Source organism: Paenibacillus hubeiensis (assembly GCF_032334105.1).
Classification (GTDB): domain Bacteria; phylum Bacillota; class Bacilli; order Paenibacillales; family Paenibacillaceae; genus Paenibacillus; species Paenibacillus hubeiensis.
Window position 1 is genome coordinate 74,684 of the sequence record NZ_JAVYAE020000018.1, and the last position, 17,373, is coordinate 92,056.

A 17,373-nucleotide genomic window follows, 5' to 3' on the forward strand; every position below is an offset into this window, starting at 1 on the left:
GTTATACTTTCTTCGTGCGACAGCCTCCCTGTTTCATAACGCGATAATACAACAAGGCGCTGCCGATCGCAGCGCCTCGTTGCAGCCTCAATATGAAAAACGCAAGACCTGTCCGGATGCTCCGCCGTGCTCCCTACCTGAGCGAGAGCATCCCCTAACTCGCATGGATCAGCTTCCCGAATTTCCTTCGGGAAATGCCCCCCAGTAACGTGCAGCCAAATCGGCATAACGCGGTCCGTATCGCGCCTCGAGTTCCCCGCCCATGTCCTGTTCCAGTTCAAACAGAACCAATGCCTGTGCAAAATGGTTCAATAGCAGACCGGTCATGGCCGGATGAGCCGTGACTACGGCTTGAGTCATGCATGCTTCCCCGCGCATGCCAAGCATGCACCAGCGGCGATCCACGACCAGCGTGAATCTCCGGCCATTGCTCATGCCACCCAGTGAATCAAATGCCCACGGGACAGGCGGTTCCATACCTCCCTCTCCGCCATCGCAAGACCATAATACGCGTACGCCCCGCTCTTCGGCGCGCTGGAGTTCGACGTGAAGCAGCTCGGCCTCCTCCCACCAAAGATCCACCACGATCTCGTGTTTCGCCTCGGCCAGCTTAAGGCTTAGCGCATCCAGCACGTTCCGGTCACCTTCGAGATTATAAAAAGCAGGCTGTTCCGGTTCATGTCTAGGCATGCTGCTCTGCACGTAATCGAGCGATGAACGCATTTGCTCGGTGATCATACGCGTCAGTTCCTCGGGTTCAAGCACGCTGTATTTGGCCGGCTCGCCGGCGCTGCGGAGCAAAAAGCCCCGCTGCTCCATTCGCTGTAGCGCGGCATATACGTTCGAGCGGGACACGCCAAGGCGTTTCGCAACCTCATAACCCGAAGCCGAACCGTGCTTGGCGAGTTCCACCATGATTTTTGCTTCCATCTCGGTAAAGCCAAGATGACGGATATGATGCAGCAGTCGGTCCATTATCCCGTCCCCCCATGCTGTCGACAACCTGTGCTGCCTCTCCTCTTTTGTGAAGCAGCCATTCTACTGCTTCAAATCTGTTCTGCTCCGCAGCGCGGGCACCATTTGGAGCCCTTCGGCAGCTCCGAGGCGCAAATCTGGCAATTCACCAATTCGCGGGCAACCTCATTCTGCACATGAACGTTGCCCACAATCGGATTGTTTTCCTTCCAATACCTGATCCGTTCGTCCAATTCCTGCTGGCGCTCGCGTTCGCGCTGCATTTCCTCCTCGCGGCGCCGCTCCCACTCGGCATCGAAAGCTTCCTTCTCCTCTTGGGTGAAATCCATGCCGTTGTACTCCATCTCTTCCTCCAGATCGGCAATGGAAGGGATGGCCGCTTCGTACGGGTCTTCCTCCTCCGCTGGCATCGATTTCGGATTCTCTGGGGCAGGGCTTTCCTTGCTCAGAGACACTGCAGCTTCGTTGCGCGCAGATGGGTATCTTGGATCAGTCTGTTGTTGTGCAGCAGGCTTGAACTCGCCAAGCTTGCGTCCGCATTTCGGACAAAAATTGGCATCCAGCGAGGCAACATGACCGCATTCGCATAAGCGTTCGTTCTTCAATTCCGCGATTTTGGTACGCAATCCGTCGATTTCATCCTGAAGCTCATCGCACAGATTCGAAAGCTCCACCATGTCCTTCTCGATATTGATCATGTCATTCGCCCGGTAGCCTTCGTAAAAAATACGTCCCATATCTGTAAAATGGACTCTCTGTTCCTCCTGCAAGCCCAAAATCTGATTGTTCAATTTGCCAATTTCAACCGCGTGCTGTGCGCGTTCCGTAGCGCGGTTTGCTCCGTTTTTGATACGTTGAAGCAATTTCATGACATCTCCTCCTCCGTCCGTCAAACGTTGAATCGCTCGATTCAACGAGAAAAGCCTTTGATAGATTCATTTCCATTCATCATTAGCAGGTACGTCACGCCCCGACATATAACTTATACGACGTGATGGCGAAAAGTTGCGCAAAACCTCATCCACGCCCTTCGTTCCTCCGCTTGGATGAAATCGGGGGCTTTCGTCAGGACCATACGTTCGGTATAATGAAGCTTTGGCCCTGTCTGTTCGCCCATTCGGGCGGCTAACCCTATCATACCAATTTACAATGGGATTGTGAAAAGGGCAAATGGATTACTTTTAACGGGATCTTCACGGATCCCTGAATCATATCGAGGTGGATGAATGATGTTAAGTCCGAACTCAACGTTTTATCCCCGTCCCCTGGGGGTTACCGCCGCTGCTTCCTTGCCGCAATCGCCCTCGGCGCCGCTGGAAACAAGCAGGCAGCTCGTCAGGGCAGACGAGGCGGATGCAGCCTATTTCCGTTCGCTGGAGGAAGCCGGCATCCGGCTCAACGGGCCGCAAATTTCGGCTGTGCGCCACAACAAAGGCCCCCTGCTCACCCTCGCTGGTGCCGGCTGCGGCAAAACGACGGTGCTGGCTGCCAGAGCAGGCTACCTGATGGCGATCCACGGCGTTCACGCCGGCAGCATTCTGCTGGTGACGTTCACGAATAAAGCCGCAGCGGAGATGAAGGACCGCATCGCCTCCTTGCCCGGCATTCGCCCGGCAGCCGCAAGAGCGGTGCAGGCCCGTACGTTCCACTCCTTTGCGCTGACGCTGCTTCGCCACTACGGCACGCAAGAAGACATCTTCGGCGAACCGAGAGCCCAGCACACCGTGATCAAAATGCTTTTGCGCCAATATGGCATGAGTGAGGCATTCCAGCCAGAAAGCCTGCTTGCCATGCTGTCCGCCTGGAAAATGCAAGGCTCCGCAACGGCCGACCTCCCCGAAAAAACGCAGGAAGAACGCGACGCCAAACGTGTGCTGATCGGATACGAGGAATGGAAACGGGACCGGAACAAAATGGATTTCGATGATATTTTGCTGCGTGCCGCCGCCTTGCTCCGCGATCCGGCCGTCCTTGAGCCCTTGCAAAGGCGCTTCCAGTACATCATGGTCGACGAATTCCAGGATACGAATCATCTTCAATACGAAATCGTGCAGAAGCTGGCATCGGCGCATCGCAACCTGATGGTTGTCGGCGATGACGACCAGACGATCTATACCTTTAATGGCGCGAGGCAGGAATCGATTCTGGAGTTCGATAAAGTCTATCCCGGAGCACGCATCGTGACGCTGGACATCAACTATCGCAGCGATGCGCGCATCCTGGGGCTTGGGAGCGAGCTTGTTGCCCGCAACAAACGCAGGCGCCACAAAACGCTGCGAGCGGCCGGACATCGCGGTGACGCACCGCGCTTCGCAACGCCCTCCAATGCCGAGGAGGAAGCTGCCTGGGTTGTCGAGCAATTGTGCAGCCAGGTCGAGGACGGCATGTTCCGTTACCGCGACATTGCGATTCTTCACCGTACCGCGAGCAGCAGCCGGGCCGTTTTCGAGCAACTTGTATTGAAGGACGTGCCCTTCATTCAACATGGCGCATCCCCTGTCTTCTATGATCAGTCCTTGATCCGGCCGCTGATGGATCACCTGCGGTTGTCGCTCAACCCCCGTTCGGCGGAAGCACTCCCCAGCGCGCTCGGTCCGCTGTACGTATCCCGCGATGCCGGCTTGGAGTGGATTCAACGCTCCGAACAACAGCAGGCCAAGAAGTATCCGCTGATTCATCTGGCCAAATGGGATAAGCTGAAGCCTTTCCAGCAGGAACAAGTGAAGGAACGCATCAAACTGATCAAATCGCTCAGCAAAATGAAACCGGTCTTTGCCGTTCAGGAAATGCGGCGCCAATTCTACGACAAATACATGGAGAGCGGAGACCCCAGCATATTTACGCATTACCGGGAAACGATGCTGGAGACGCTCGACGAATTCGAAGCGGCAGCCAAACGATTCGAAACCGTCGAAGAATTCATCGGCTTCGCCGACGAGCTGTCCCGCAGGCATAGGGAAATGGAAACATTGCGCCGGGCCGAGGACAGCGATGCCGTTCAGCTTATGACGATCCATCGTGCCAAAGGGCTCGAATTTCCCTGCGTGTATTGGATCGGCGCCAGCGAAGGCATCATTCCGCATAGCTCGGCCCTCCGGCAAGATTTGCCCGATGATCAAAAGGCCGCCCTCACCGTGCAGCAAACCGCTGCCGACCTGGAGCTTGCGATCGAGGAAGAACGGCGGCTTGCTTACGTAGCCGTAACGCGTGCCAAGCAGTACCTGTACGTGACTTCTCCTGCCAGCCACCACGGCAAACCTGCCGATGTGTCGCGTTTTCTGCTGGAGGCGTTCGGCATCACCGTGCCGGACAAACGCAAAAACACGGATTCCGGAGCTTATGGCTCCTCGCATAGATCCTATGGCAACGGCTCCGCCTCTCCCACTCGCTCGGGGGCAGACTCCGGCAAAAGGGATATGATCCACAGGCGCAAAATCAACGGCGGGGATGCCGAAACACCGGAGCCAAAGGATCGCTGGCGAAGCGGGGAAGTACGCAATCACAAAGCCTACAGTACACCAAGCGTCCGGCAGAACACGTCCTCCATTTCGGCATCCGCCACAGATAGTGGAACATCAAGCGACGGCGGACGCACGGAAGTTGTGGCGATCTGGAAATGCAGCTCGCCGACGTGCAAGGCGTGGCTGCGGCAGAAGACGGACACTCACTCCCGCAGCAGCTCCGGGCGCAGAACTGCCTCGGGTCCGCCTGCATGCCCCTTGTGCTCCGGCCCCATGGAGGCGGGCACACGCAGCGTTCCCGTTACCGGAAGGGATGCACGCTTCAGATAAACTATACAATGAGCTCAGGACGTTGCCCTTCCGTTCTCATTTCGTTTCATGACGCTTTCCGCTGTTTATTAACAGTGGAAAGCGTCTTTTTTCCATTTTTGAATGGAGGTTGAACGAGGATGGTCGAAAAAAAGCATTATTATGTATCGGTAACCCATAACCTCATCGAACAGTCCCGCAGCGAATCAACGCCTTTCGAAGTCGTCCTGGATGACGAAGAGCTGGCCAGGCTGGAGGAGCTGATGGATCTTGCGGAAAATGACGATGCCTACACGCTGCAACGCGCTCCCGTACCTTATAAGTCGGCTGATCACGATGATGCAAGTGAGCGGTTTGCGAATGGACTAGTCCTGCTGTACGCCTTTTTGCATCATCATGGAACGCTGCCGACCCGTCAGGCCATTGAAGAGATGAATGTGCTTGACCGTCTTCAGGATACAGACTATGACGACCCTGGTTATGAACAGTCACCGATGAACAAGTAGATTCCAGGCTATATCTAATAGTCCCAAGTGAATGCGTTTAGTCCAAACGAATTTCTTTTCCCTTCTCGGCTGACTCGTAAATGCCGCACAGCATTCTGGTGGAAGTCACGCCATCGGCGATGGGGCTGATCGGCTCCGTGCCGTTCAGACAGCAATCCACGAAATGGTCGATCTGGTTCTGGAACGCACTGTGAATATGAAGACCGGAATGATCCGTCTGCGGTTCGATGTTGAGGATCGTATTGTGTTTCTCCGCAACGATCAGCGTCTCCGGTTCGAGTTCGAGCCCCCCTCGCTCGCCGTACAGCTTCACATAGGTTTCATCCTTGCGAGCATGGAGCGTAAAGCTCACGTCCACGACGAGCGAAGCGCCGTTCTCGAATCGGATCATCGCGTTGGCCATATCCTCCACGTCGTTGACGGCTGAACTGTAATCGGCTGCTTTGTAAAAGGAAAGATGCTCTACGTTTGCCCGGTTGCCCAGCTTCCGGTACGTATTGCCGCTTACCGATATCGGTTTGGGCCTGCCCATCATGTACCAGCATTGGTCGATGATATGTACGCCCAGATCGATTAGGGGACCTCCGCCGGAGCGATTTTTGTCGGCAAACCAGCCTCCCGGATTCCCGTGCCTTCGGAGAAGGGAAGCCTTGGCGTAGTACAGTTCCCCGAACTCCCCGGCCTCCACAAATCTGCGCAGCATCTGCATGTTGTTGTCATAACGCCGGACGAATCCGACGACGAGGGTGCAGCCGCTCTTCTTTACCGCCTCCTGAATGCGCAGCGCATCCACAACCGTGGTGGCAACCGGCTTTTCCAGCAAGACATGTTTTCCCGCTTCCAAAGCTGCGATGGCAAGATCGGCATGGGTATTGTTCCATGTGCAGATGCTGACGGCGTCCACATGAGGGTCTTTCAACATTTCACGGTAGTCGGTGTACACCGACTGTGCCTCGTATTTCTGCGCCGCTGCCGCAGCCCGCTGCTCGTTCAGATCGCAGATCGCATAGATCACGGCCTGTTCGTTCTGGGCATAGTATCTAAGATGAAGATCCGAAATGGAGCCTGTGCCAATCATGCCGATATGCAGCCTTTTGCCCGTATTCATCCTCGCGCTTCCTCCCTTATCCGTAATCAGGTTGTTCTAGTCTGCCCGCAGCATGCCTTCATATATGCCCGGCGTCGAATGTTCAATCGGAACGGCACCAAGGGTACGGGCGTAGAAATCCACTGGTCCTGCGGACCCGATAACGGCATAGGCATACCCTTCTGCACGCATGGCATGCATGCAAGCTAGCAATAAAGCCTTCCCTACTCCACGTCCCCGCGCTTGTTCGCCGACCCCTGTCGGGCCGAAAAAATTGCGGCAGGTTGCCTCATAACAGGCAAACCCGATCAATTTGCCATGCTCTATCGCAATATAGCAGGCTACAGGCTGGCGGGAAAAAGAAACGTCGCATTCGTCGGCCCAAGCCTGGCTGAAATGCGACTTCACCCAATCCAACACGACCTGCTTTTCCGGTGCAAGCGGCTTGCGAATGACGATGCCCTTTTGTCTTAACTCATCAAGCTCCTTGTCCTGTTCCGGCAATCGATACAGTGCAACCAGCATATCGCTCATCGTTCGCTTCTCCTCCGTTTTCGCCAACTCGATTGAGTTACCTCTATTCATGGAGCCTCGGCAGCTGCATTGGTTCAGGCGGATATCCCCAACCTAACCGTCAATGGATCAACCCTGCTCACTGCTTCCTATTTTACACAAAATATCCCATCGATTCACGTATATGTTAAGCAAAAATACGTCAAATCGCTCCTATTTTGTAACGCCTTCATACTTTAACGCTGGAAACTCATAAATAAGTGCAACACTCGGCAAAGAAGTCCCGTCTAGAGAGAATGAACGACCGGTCATTGATAAAATGTGCCAACGTCCATACAAGAATGAAAGGGATGATCAACAATGAACAACAACATGAAAAAAGTTAGCGCCCTGATGGTTCTCTCTCTGGCACTCGGTGGAGGGGCTGCCTATGCGGCTGAATTAAACAGCGGATCAGACGCGATCCCCGTGAGCAGCCAGGACATCGTTCAGAATACGGTTCAGGGTCAGGGCAAGGCCTTGAGTCCGGTAAAAGTCCATGTCAACGATACCGCCATCGCTGATGGATACTGGAATAAAGACGGAAAAACCCCCATGATCTCGCTGCGCGACCTTGCGGATGCGCTCGGCATTGAACTGACATGGAACAAGGAAAACAAATCCGCCGAATTAAGCAAAGGCAACCTGTGGACGATCGTTACGACAGGAAAAGACCAATATTCGTACAACAAAATGCTGTTGACCTTGGGAACTGCCCCTGAAATCACAAACGGCAAGATGTACATACCGGCAGCCTTCGCCGAGAAAGTGCTGCAAGCGCAAGTCAGCACAACGGGCAACCAGGTATCCATCACGTCGGAAGAGCAGGCCAAAACCATCATTGAGCGCGGCGTCATTACAAGCATCAACCAAAAAGGCAAATACGCTTCCGTTCATATCGGCGGCGTCGGCACGTCAGGCATCGTACTCAACGTCGGCGAGGATACCGTGTATCAAACCGCTGATGGCAAAACACTGAAGCTGGGCGATCTGTCCATCGGCATGACTATTGAAGCAGAGCATGCAATCATCATGACCATGAGCCTGCCGCCACAAACTCCTACCTACCGCATCACCGTACTTGATCAAATGGATTCCAAATCGGAAAACTCCGAAGTTCTGGGTACCGCGGGCAAAATCGAACAAGTAACGAGCGAGGGCCATGCCGTTACGCGCATCGAAATCTCGGGCATCGGGCTGTCTGAGACCTCACAGGACCGCGTCATTCTAAACATCAATGAGGATACCCAAATTGTCGATCCTCAAGGAAAAACGCTGAAAGCTGACGTGCTGACCAAGGATGCCGCGATTATCGGATTTTACAGCCCACTTCTGACTCGCAGCCTGCCCCCGATCGGAACGGCTTGGAAACTTGTCGTGGATACGGAAGCTGACGGCACCAGCATGACCGACGGATTGCCGTCTCCGGCAGATAGAGCCGATGGGGCGGAAATTCAACCGAAGTAAGCTATAGTTTAAATGATGCCAAAAACCCTTATTCAGCATGTTCGTCATGCACGAATAAGGGTTTTTGGCGTTGATTTGCACCCTGCTTCAAATCAACGAAGCAAAAGATATGTACATCCCGCCTGCCCCGTACTTGAGGCCGGAAATGATCGTTTGAGCCGTAATTCATATTGGCTGCGGCGGATTGCGACAGGTTACTCGTTCTCTTCGATGACGGCTTCCGCTTCAATCTCCACCATCAGCAATGGATCGATCAGCGCACTGACCTCGACCATCGTAGCGACAGGCTGGATTTGGCCAAAAAACTCGCCGTGTGCTTTTCCGATTTCCTCCCAGCGGGAAATGTCCGTCACAAACATGCGGGTCCGCACAACATGGGACAGATCGGCACCAATTTCCTTCAGGGCTTTTTCAATCGTCTGCAAAATGAAACGCGTTTGCGCATAAGGATCACCCGCGCCCACAACAACGCCATCCTGCATGGCGGTGGTTCCCGCCACTTCAATGCGGTTGCCGACACGGATTGCCCTGCAATATCCCACGAGCGGTTCCCATGGGGACCCCGTAAACACCTGCTGCCTGCTCATATTGTCACCCTCGCTTATTTGTCATTTTTCACCATTGTCGTTTCAATTATATCAGCATGTCCATGTGCCGAACAGCACGTAAAAAGCCTCTCGCCCACACGCCGAGTGCATCTTGATGGCGTTTGTGCGAAAGGCTTTTGTTCAGAAGCGGACAGGCCCGCTTTTCCGTAGCGGCACTGAGGCCGCAGTCCTCATTAGAGCTTGATGTTGGCTGCGTCGAAGTATTCTTCGAGCGTCAGGCCGCTTTTGACGACATCCGGAGCCAAATCTGTGCCGACATAGCGGATATGCCAAGGTTCGTACACATAACCGGTAATGCTCTCCTTGCCGTCCGGATAACGGATGACGTAACCATATTCGGCTGCATGTTCGGCCAGCCACTGGCCTTCCTTCGATTTGCCGAACGACTCTTCCAGCACATTGCCCACGCTTGGGCTCGATACGTCAATGGCAAGACCGGTCTGATGTTCGCTTCGTCCAGGCACGGCGCTGACGCGGGAAGCATATTCTTCCCCTTTGGTTTTGACGTTGTTGTTGTAAATGGAAACCTGGCGCTCGTACGAACGATAGCCGGAAACGGCGCGGAGTTCAATGTCGTCCGCTTTTGCACCTGCAAACAGCTTCTCCAGCGCCTCAGCGGCTTCTTTGCGCATATGGCGCTTCTCATGCGGTCCGTCAAAGGAAAACGGCACGTTCGGTTCGACCAGATCATTCGGTTCATAGCCTTCCGGCAGGCTGCGCTGTTTGTTAACGATGACGGTCATCGCTTCGGCATTGGTCACGACGGATTGCCCGTCGATCGTATTCTGCAGGGCACTGACGCTGCGTTTCTCCATCAGGGCAGCTGAGACTGCGGTTTCTCCGCCCCCGCTGCCGCCTTCGGCAGCCTGTCCTTCGCCGGCAGAGGAATTCCCCTCGCCGTTTCCGCCGGATTCAGCCGAAGCATCGCCGTTGCCAGCGGACGGTTGTCCATCACCGCCGTGATCCTCGGTAAAATGAACGGTCGTTCCGTCGGTTCCCTGCACGGTGTCCCCGCCTGCGTTCAGGCCCGCCTTGCCATCGGTGCCGGAACTGTCCTGACATGCGGTCAGCAGTGCCGCACATATCATGAAGGAAGACAGCATAACCACAATGCGGCGCTGTCTGCTGTTACTGTTTTTCATGTTATAACTCCTATCCTGTAATCAATTTGATGAATTCGAATGATGTCAAATCCCGGTCGGCGGACAAGCTTTTCTCCTTTTGAATTAGACGAACGAAGGAAAAGGCATGCATTCAGCCAAGCCGGTTCACGGGGAAACGGCAACACCTTGCGGTCTGCCTTCCCCTGCGACAGTATACCTTAAAAAAACGCGAACCTCCACCGGCAATGCCATCCTTGAGAGGTTTTCTCCTCTCATCATGGCGTACGGACGGCCGTATGGGTCCGTTTTCGGCCTTTTAGGGCATCCCCTGGTCCAATGCGAACAAGCGGGGATGCTTGCGCATCTCCCGCTTCGTTTAACCCCGATATCACGTCTTTGCCTTGCTGTCCTTCTGCGGCCGGACAGCCTGCCAGAGCCGCGCGGCAACCCGCTCGCGGATCAGAGCCAGGCCTGCTGCCGCCGGCTTGCCCGGCAGCAGTGCTTCCAGCTGCGGCAGTGCCGGGGGCTTGCCCGGCTCGGCCAGCTGCACCTGCACGGCGCCGAAGCCCGGCCCGGGCTGGTGCAGCGCGCCGTCAGCGGCTGCCTCGGCGATCCACTCGCCGACGGCCGCGCCGCCTTCGCCGCCGCGCGCCTGCGGGCGGCCCGCCGTCTCCGCGGCGCGGCTGGCGCCGTTTGGATCATCGGCCAGAGCTTCGGCCCATGATCCAAACACGCCGGCGAGCAGCGCTTCGCGCGGCAGGCCGGCCTGCGCCAGCTGCTGCAGCGGCTCGGCCGCGCAGCGGGCCGCGGCGGCGCGCACGGCGGCGGCCGCATGGGCGCAGCCTGCGCGGCCGCAGGTGCACGCGCCGGCCTCGGGCGCCGCCGGCAGCAGCCCGGCGAGCTCCGCCGGGGCCGGGCCGCCGCGCAGCAGCGCGTACAGCGCCTGCGGGCGCCGACGCAGCTCGGCCAGCAGGGCGGCGCGGGCGCCGGCGTCCAGATGCGCCTGCACGACCGTCACCGTGAACGGGCCAGCGCCGGAATCCGCCAGGTCCGGCTCCGCTCCAGTTGCCTGCATCCCGGCATGATGCCCGGGTGCGGGGCTTACTTCCGCGGTCCACGCCCCGGGAGCGGAAGACGGCTGCATCTGCAATTGCACGTTCCATTGATCGCTCACATCCATCCCCCTTTCGCTTCTTTGATCCCGAGCCGACTGCCCGGGTCCTGTTTCCTGTTCTACAGCCAGGTCTCTCCCTGAAGCGAGATCAGGCCGCGCAGTTCCTCGTCCGACATCTCGGTCAGCCAGTTTTCGCCGGAGCCGACCACCTGCTCGGAGAGCGCCTTTTTGCTCTCGATCAGCTCATCGATGCGTTCCTCCAGCGTTCCTTGGCAGATCAGCTTGTGAACCTGCACGTTGCGATTCTGTCCGATCCGGAACACACGATCCGTTGCCTGGTTCTCCACGGCCGGGTTCCACCAACGATCATAATGGATAACATGGCTTGCCCGGGTCAAGTTCAAGCCGACGCCGCCTGCGCGAAGCGAGAGCACAAACAGGGAGGGTCCTCCCCCCTTCTGGAACGTATCGACCATTTCGTCCCGCTGAGCCTTCGAAACGCCGCCGTGCAGGAAATAAGGCTCTTCCTCGTACCTTTGAGCCAAACGCGACACGAGCAGCTCGCCCATAGCGACGTACTGGGTAAAGATCAACGCGGACTCTCCGTTGTCCCGTATGGCATCGATCAGCTCCAGCAGGCGTTCCATTTTGCCCGACGCCTCGTTCTTGGCATGGTCCTTACGCTGGCTATCGATCAGCACCGGATGGTCGCAAATTTGCTTCAGCTTCGTGAGCGAAGACAATACGATCCCTTTGCGGGCTATGCCGCCCCGACCGTCCAAACCGCCCATCAGCTCATCGACTACCCGCTGGTACAACACGGCCTGTTCCGGCGTCAGGGAGCAGTATGACTTCAGTTCCAGCTTCTCCGGCAAATCCTTGCGGATATCCGGGTCGCTTTTGAGCCTGCGCAGCATGAACGGGGACACCAAACGGTGCAGTTCGCGCAATGCCGCGCTGTTCTCTTCCGCTGTGCCCGCACCGGAGTAGCGCTGACGGAACGACGTCGCCGTGCCCAAATATCCCGGATTAAGAAACTGGAAGATGGACCATAACTCGCTCAGCCGGTTTTCAACAGGCGTTCCTGTCATCGCGATCCGATGCGGCGCGGACAAACGCATGACGCTCTGCGCCTGTTTGGTGCGGTAATTTTTGATATACTGCGCTTCGTCCAGCACAACGGTGGACCAATGCAGGGAAGCCAAATCCGGGCCGTCCCTGCCTGCCAGGTGATACGTGGTCAGCACGATGTCATGCCCGCCGGCCTCTGCCCGGAATGCTTCGCCATGCAGACGCTGTCCGCCATGATGAATGTAAAGGGACAAATCGGGGGCAAAGCGTTTCAGTTCGCGCTGCCAGTTCCCCAGCAGGGATGTCGGACAAACGATCAATGCAGGCGAACCCTCCTGCCCGGAAAAGGCTGAATCCGTACGTTCCCTCAGCCCATCGTCACCCATACCAAGATTGTCCTGCTCATTCGCTTCCTCAGCCGCCATCTGTTTCTCTTCGTGTTTCAAATCGAGCAGGCAGGTGATCACCTGAATGGTCTTTCCAAGCCCCATGTCGTCTGCGAGACATACGCCGAAGCCAAGCTCGCGCATGGCCGACAGCCATTGATACCCCCGTTCCTGATAAGGACGAAGCTCCCCGTGCAGCTCTTCGGGCACCGTGCGGGGTTCAATGCTGCGCAGCACTTGCCCGTCGAGCAGGAAGGACAGCAGGCCTTCCGATTCCGCCCCGAATACGGACAATCCTTTCCATGCGGCGTCTTCTCCTTCTCCGGCGACCAGATGCAGCCATTCGGAAAGAGGCATGTACTGCTCTTCTTCTTTTTTCATGTATCGCAGCACCTGGCGAATTTCCTTGGTATCCACCTCGATCCATTCGCCGCGGAACATGATATAAGGCACGGTCGCTTCCGCAAGCGCGGCCAGCTCCTCTGCCGTTACCGGTTTGCCGTCGAGCATCGGCTCCGCCTTGAAAGCCACCAACTGCTCCATGCCAAGCGCTGAAGGCGAGCCGGGCGCCCGTTCAGTCCCGGAACCGAGCATCTGCAGGCGCAGGCCCGCCCGCCGTTTGCCGGAACGCGTCCAACGGGAAGGCATGAGCACCGTCACGCCCGCTTTTTGCAGCCGCGGCACGCCATGCGTCAAAAATTCGAAAAAGACGAACGGCTCCAGCTCGATTTTTTCCGGATACGGCCGCAGCAAAGCGGCCTCCAGTTCGTGGGCCAGCTCCCCCGCACGCCCGAGCGCCATCAAAAACTGCTCCGCGACGGACGGGTAGGTAATCCTGCCCCGATGAAGATCCTTCTCAGGATGCGCCCATACGGCCTTTGCCGGCAGCCTGATTCCCGGCTCCTGCACGCTCTCTGCCCAAAACGTAATGCCCCATGACGATTCCTGGTCGCCCAGCGGCGGCTCCAGACGAAGAGCGAGCTTCAACTCGCCCTCGTTCTGAACCGGCTCTTCGCTGCGCACCACCGGCATCATCGTACCGCCCGCCTCCTGAACGGTATCGATGAACTCGGCCATTTCCTCTGTCGAGCCCTGCACCGTTACCGGACGGAACATGGAAATCAGGCTATTCCACCACAGCTCGCTCACCGGTGAAATTCCCCGCCGGAACGGCGTGCGGTAGCGGGACATTTCACTATCCATGCCTTCAAGCTCTTTCGTGACGAAGGCGTTAATCATTCCGCTCATAAAAGAATACAGTACGGCCGCCGCCGCTTCCTGGCGCGTTTCCGGCTCCATCGAGGCATATACTCCCGGAGCCGACAAACCGATGGGCGGCATCGCTTCCGCCAATTCGCGGAAACGTTCCGCGTCCGCCTTCTGCACGAGACGCGGTCTCCAAATCCCCGTCAGCGTTTCCTGGCCGGAACGGCGTCTGGCTCCCGTTTTGGCTGCAAATTCGGCAGACGGCGCAATTTCCCCGCGCAGCAGGAGCTCCTGCGCAAACCTCGCGGCCTTGACCCAATAGGCAAGCTCTTGCCCGGGTTGGATGCCCGCTGCGTTCAGAATGCTTTCGTCATAATGAAGCAACAGCTTGAATGTATCCCTCGGCGAAACAGCCAAACCTTCCAACGTGCGGCCGAGCAGCTGTCGACGCCTCGTTCCCTTTGCTTCCGACGCATTCCTCATCGGATTCGGCCAGCGCAGCTCTGCCAGGCGCAGGGCGGCAGGCTGAAGCAGACGACCCCCGTCGCCGAAGCTCAGCCTTCTCACCACATGACTCCACGCGTCCACGCGCGGCTCCGATGTTTCTCCGGAAAAACAAAAAAATACGTCACCAAGCCATACTCCATACAACGATTGCATCATTACAGTCTCCCGTCATTCCTTTGCATTGTTACTCTCCATCATATACGAAAATGCCTGGATTTAAAAACCTCTACAAACAAAAAAAACAGATTTGGCCCCTCTCCATGGCTTACAACCATATCGGCAGCATTTTGTTGCCGCCCCACTTACCCCAAAAAATAAATGCCCCTTCCCGGTCGGGAGAGGAGCATCGCTAGGTTCATATGTGGTATGCGGTCTGATTTTTGAAAATTCCCTCTATGCGTTCGGCAGGTTATGCGTTCGGCAGGTCGCCCAGAATAACGTCCAAATCGAGAATGCCCGCTTCATGATCCTCCGCGTGCGCGATTCCCTTAAACGCTCCCTTCATGTAGCGATTGTACTTCTCCGACGGCTCCACAATCTCTTTGTAGGAAACGATGGAATCCACGGAATCCACGATAAGCGGCACGTTTGCTCCTTGATAAGGGACAACGATGATGCGGTTCGAAGACGTGGTTTCATCTTCGGGAATGCCCAGCAATGCACGCAAGCTGACCACGGAGACCACTTTGCCGTACAGCGTTGCAAACCCTTTTACCGCGCCGGTGTTGAACGGGCTTGAGGTGATCGGGACCATTTTGATGACCTCATGCACTTGGTGAATCGGCAGCGCGCAGACCTGTTCTCCCACGGAGAAATGGATATACTGAATTTCATCATTCATAAGTTGTCCATACCCTTTCGGATTTCGTAATTATGTAGCGTAATACTTCTGGCCTTAACGGCTTTGCGTCCAAAACCCCGAACGCTTTCTTTATTATATAGCAGTCACTGTTAAGGTGAAGTCTACCATACCCGTTCTCAAAATCAAGACTGAATTGTCGGTTTTTGGCGCCGTTTTGTACAAGGGCCTATGGTCAAGTCCCTCACGAGTCAGCATGCTTCTAAACCAATTGCAAATCGCATGCCCTCGTCAACATTCGGCAGAATCCGCCTCTGGCATTCCATAATTTAGACAATCCCCCGGATTTCCTCCAAATCGCACACCTTTTCCTGCAGCATCCACTGCTCAAGCTCCCGCACCAGTTCCGCCCCTGCACGCAAACGAACAAAATTATGCGTTCCCACCTGGACCGCGTTTGCGCCTGCCATGACGAATTCGATGATATCCTCGGCGGACCGGATGCCTCCCATGCCGATCACGGGAATCGATACGGCCCGCGCCACCTGATGAACCATGCGGAGGGCAATCGGTTTAATGGCCGGCCCCGATAGCCCTGCATAAGTATTCGCAAAGACGCTTCGGCGTCTGCGCACATCGATTTTCATCGCCGAAAACGTATTGATCAACGAAACCGCATCGGCGCCCTCTTCCTCGCACATGGCTGCCATCCGCGCGATATTTTCGGCTTGGGGCGACAGCTTGACCATCAGCGGAAGGGACGTCGCATTCCGGACTTGGCGGACGACATCCCGGGCCGTCTCGGTCTGAATGCCGAACTGCATGCCTCCCTCTTTGACGTTGGGGCAAGAGATGTTCAGCTCCAGCATGTCCACGCCTCTGCGTCCTGTCGCGCCGCGCTCCTTCGTGTTTTCCGATATCATCGTGACGGCCCGAACGTACTCCTCCGGATCGGAACCACCCACATTGGCAATCACCGCCGTGTTCCAGCGGATCATCTCATCCAATTCATGCTCCAAAAATGCGGATACGCCGGGATTCTCCAACCCTACGCTGTTGAGCATGCCGGAAGCCGTCTCATGAATCCGCAGGCCCGAATTGCCCGGCTTGGGATGCGAGGTCAGCCCTTTGCCGACGATGCCTCCCAAAACGTCCAGAGGGTAGAACCTCTCATACTCTCTTCCAAAGCCAAACGTACCCGATGCCATCATCACCGGGTTTTTCATAGCTACCCCTGCAATGTTACATGCCAAAGAACTCATGCAGTCCCACCTCCCCGATTGGAAAAACCGGACCTTCCTTGCATACTCTGCGGTTGCCCGCGGCAGTATGGATCGTGCATCCGAGACAGGCACCGATCCCGCATGCCATATGCTGTTCAACGGAAATATACAGCCTTGCCGGCGTATTCGCCGTTTTGCGGGCAAGCGCCCCTAGCATCGGGGCCGGTCCACAGGCAAACATGTTCGCATAATGTGCCGGATCAACCCGTTCGATGATACTTCCCCCGATTTGAACGGCAACGGACAACGATGCTGCCTCGAATGCTTCAACGCCGAAAGCTTGCTCCGCGAATCCCAGATACACGTGGGCATCCGGATATCGTTTGGCGGCAAGCAGCAGCGGAGCGGTTCCCATTCCCCCGCCGATCAGCGCCAAGCTTCCGTCCACTTGCGGAAAACCGTTGCCGAACGGTCCCTCCAGGTCCAATTCCTCCCCTGGCTGCATCCGGGCAAATATGCGCGTCCCTTCGCCAACCACCCGATACAAAAAGGAAATGTGCTCCTTCGCGATATCATATATGCTGATCGGCCTCGCAAGCAGCGGGAAACCGTGCCGGCCGCGCAGCATATAAAACTGCCCCATCCTGCCCTCGAAGCTCCCTTCTACCTTCATAACATGAACATCCGGAACAATCGCATCATTGGAAATCAACTTCGCCATACCATCCCTCCCCATTAACCACCCACTATATCGCATAACCGGCCAAGTTTACGTGACGTTCCTCATAAGTGAACACCGTTCACCGATCCAATACGTTCCTTACATCATTCGACATCTCTTGCTACAACCAGGTCCAAAGGCGGGTCCATTATTTTTCTCTCATGGGACAACGGCAACTTCTCATTTTTCTGTGGATAACACTCAAATTCACTCTGCTTGTCCCCATATCACTCGGAAAAACACTATATTTTTGTATCAATAACCCCGGATTGTGAATA

Annotated in this window: 14 protein-coding genes; 3 read left to right on the forward strand and 11 right to left on the reverse strand. The window is 56.2% G+C overall.

Features of this window, described 5'->3' with window-relative positions; genetic code table 11:
• Nucleotides 1–168: 168 nt before the first annotated feature.
• Nucleotides 169–975: a TrmB family transcriptional regulator gene (locus tag RSX24_RS28630; protein WP_343262506.1), complete on the reverse strand. Its 807-nt coding sequence runs from the start codon at nucleotides 973–975 to the stop codon at nucleotides 169–171.
• A 71-nt stretch (nucleotides 976–1,046) separates the two neighbouring features.
• Complete coding sequence (locus RSX24_RS28635) at nucleotides 1,047–1,844, reverse strand: zinc ribbon domain-containing protein (RefSeq protein WP_343262481.1); 798 nt, start codon at nucleotides 1,842–1,844, stop codon at nucleotides 1,047–1,049.
• A 360-nt stretch (nucleotides 1,845–2,204) separates the two neighbouring features.
• Between RSX24_RS28635 and RSX24_RS28640 the strand changes: the two genes are divergently transcribed.
• Together RSX24_RS28640 and RSX24_RS28645 are read left to right on the forward strand one after the other, a co-directional pair.
• Nucleotides 2,205–4,766, forward strand: coding sequence for a UvrD-helicase domain-containing protein (locus RSX24_RS28640; protein WP_343262482.1), 2,562 nt, complete (start codon nucleotides 2,205–2,207; stop codon nucleotides 4,764–4,766).
• Between the two features lie 119 nt (nucleotides 4,767–4,885).
• Nucleotides 4,886–5,251: a hypothetical protein gene (locus RSX24_RS28645; protein ID WP_236417502.1), complete on the forward strand. Its 366-nt coding sequence runs from the start codon at nucleotides 4,886–4,888 to the stop codon at nucleotides 5,249–5,251.
• A 37-nt stretch (nucleotides 5,252–5,288) separates the two neighbouring features.
• Here RSX24_RS28645 and RSX24_RS28650 read toward each other — a convergent pair whose 3' ends face one another.
• The gene (locus tag RSX24_RS28650; protein ID WP_339275878.1) at nucleotides 5,289–6,359 is read right to left on the reverse strand and encodes a Gfo/Idh/MocA family protein; all 1,071 of its coding nucleotides are present in this window, start codon (nucleotides 6,357–6,359) and stop codon (nucleotides 5,289–5,291) included.
• A 36-nt stretch (nucleotides 6,360–6,395) separates the two neighbouring features.
• Nucleotides 6,396–6,872, reverse strand: coding sequence for a GNAT family N-acetyltransferase (locus RSX24_RS28655; RefSeq protein WP_236417504.1), 477 nt, complete (start codon nucleotides 6,870–6,872; stop codon nucleotides 6,396–6,398).
• 339 nt (nucleotides 6,873–7,211) lie between these two features.
• Between RSX24_RS28655 and RSX24_RS28660 the strand changes: the two genes are divergently transcribed.
• Nucleotides 7,212–8,357, forward strand: a complete 1,146-nt coding sequence (locus RSX24_RS28660; RefSeq protein ID WP_343262483.1) for a copper amine oxidase N-terminal domain-containing protein — start codon at nucleotides 7,212–7,214, stop codon at nucleotides 8,355–8,357.
• Between the two features lie 194 nt (nucleotides 8,358–8,551).
• Here the strand turns inward: RSX24_RS28660 and RSX24_RS28665 are convergent, their stop codons facing one another.
• From RSX24_RS28665 to RSX24_RS28695, 7 genes are all read right to left on the reverse strand, one after another.
• Complete coding sequence (locus tag RSX24_RS28665; protein WP_236417506.1) at nucleotides 8,552–8,944, reverse strand: RidA family protein; 393 nt, start codon at nucleotides 8,942–8,944, stop codon at nucleotides 8,552–8,554.
• A 194-nt stretch (nucleotides 8,945–9,138) separates the two neighbouring features.
• The gene (locus tag RSX24_RS28670) at nucleotides 9,139–10,107 is read right to left on the reverse strand and encodes a M15 family metallopeptidase (protein WP_343262484.1); all 969 of its coding nucleotides are present in this window, start codon (nucleotides 10,105–10,107) and stop codon (nucleotides 9,139–9,141) included.
• A 349-nt stretch (nucleotides 10,108–10,456) separates the two neighbouring features.
• Nucleotides 10,457–11,242 (reverse strand): hypothetical protein, encoded by a 786-nt coding sequence (locus RSX24_RS28675; RefSeq protein WP_343262485.1) that lies wholly within the window; start codon nucleotides 11,240–11,242, stop codon nucleotides 10,457–10,459.
• Between the two features lie 59 nt (nucleotides 11,243–11,301).
• Nucleotides 11,302–14,508: a DEAD/DEAH box helicase gene (locus RSX24_RS28680; protein WP_343262486.1), complete on the reverse strand. Its 3,207-nt coding sequence runs from the start codon at nucleotides 14,506–14,508 to the stop codon at nucleotides 11,302–11,304.
• A 253-nt stretch (nucleotides 14,509–14,761) separates the two neighbouring features.
• Nucleotides 14,762–15,193 (reverse strand): chemotaxis protein CheW, encoded by a 432-nt coding sequence (locus tag RSX24_RS28685; protein WP_236417511.1) that lies wholly within the window; start codon nucleotides 15,191–15,193, stop codon nucleotides 14,762–14,764.
• A gap of 287 nt (nucleotides 15,194–15,480) precedes the next feature.
• Nucleotides 15,481–16,413 (reverse strand): dihydroorotate dehydrogenase, encoded by a 933-nt coding sequence (locus RSX24_RS28690; RefSeq protein WP_343262487.1) that lies wholly within the window; start codon nucleotides 16,411–16,413, stop codon nucleotides 15,481–15,483.
• The gene (locus tag RSX24_RS28695; RefSeq protein WP_343262488.1) at nucleotides 16,394–17,095 is read right to left on the reverse strand and encodes a dihydroorotate dehydrogenase electron transfer subunit; all 702 of its coding nucleotides are present in this window, start codon (nucleotides 17,093–17,095) and stop codon (nucleotides 16,394–16,396) included. The genes RSX24_RS28690 and RSX24_RS28695 overlap by 20 nt, the downstream gene beginning before the upstream one ends.
• Nucleotides 17,096–17,373 lie beyond the last annotated feature (278 nt).

Bases quoted from the DNA above. Each gene is read 5' to 3' on its own strand.
- RSX24_RS28630 (WP_343262506.1), bottom strand. From the start codon at position 975: ATGGACCGACTGCTGCATCATATCCGTCATCTTGGCTTTACCGAGATG.
- RSX24_RS28635 (WP_343262481.1), bottom strand. From the start codon at position 1,844: ATGAAATTGCTTCAACGTATCAAAAACGGAGCAAACCGCGCTACGGAA.
- RSX24_RS28640 (WP_343262482.1), top strand. From the start codon at position 2,205: ATGTTAAGTCCGAACTCAACGTTTTATCCCCGTCCCCTGGGGGTTACC.
- RSX24_RS28645 (WP_236417502.1), top strand. From the start codon at position 4,886: ATGGTCGAAAAAAAGCATTATTATGTATCGGTAACCCATAACCTCATC.
- RSX24_RS28650 (WP_339275878.1), bottom strand. From the start codon at position 6,359: ATGAATACGGGCAAAAGGCTGCATATCGGCATGATTGGCACAGGCTCC.
- RSX24_RS28655 (WP_236417504.1), bottom strand. From the start codon at position 6,872: ATGAGCGATATGCTGGTTGCACTGTATCGATTGCCGGAACAGGACAAG.
- RSX24_RS28660 (WP_343262483.1), top strand. From the start codon at position 7,212: ATGAACAACAACATGAAAAAAGTTAGCGCCCTGATGGTTCTCTCTCTG.
- RSX24_RS28665 (WP_236417506.1), bottom strand. From the start codon at position 8,944: ATGAGCAGGCAGCAGGTGTTTACGGGGTCCCCATGGGAACCGCTCGTG.
- RSX24_RS28670 (WP_343262484.1), bottom strand. From the start codon at position 10,107: ATGAAAAACAGTAACAGCAGACAGCGCCGCATTGTGGTTATGCTGTCT.
- RSX24_RS28680 (WP_343262486.1), bottom strand. From the start codon at position 14,508: ATGATGCAATCGTTGTATGGAGTATGGCTTGGTGACGTATTTTTTTGT.
- RSX24_RS28685 (WP_236417511.1), bottom strand. From the start codon at position 15,193: ATGAATGATGAAATTCAGTATATCCATTTCTCCGTGGGAGAACAGGTC.
- RSX24_RS28690 (WP_343262487.1), bottom strand. From the start codon at position 16,413: ATGAGTTCTTTGGCATGTAACATTGCAGGGGTAGCTATGAAAAACCCG.
- RSX24_RS28695 (WP_343262488.1), bottom strand. From the start codon at position 17,095: ATGGCGAAGTTGATTTCCAATGATGCGATTGTTCCGGATGTTCATGTT.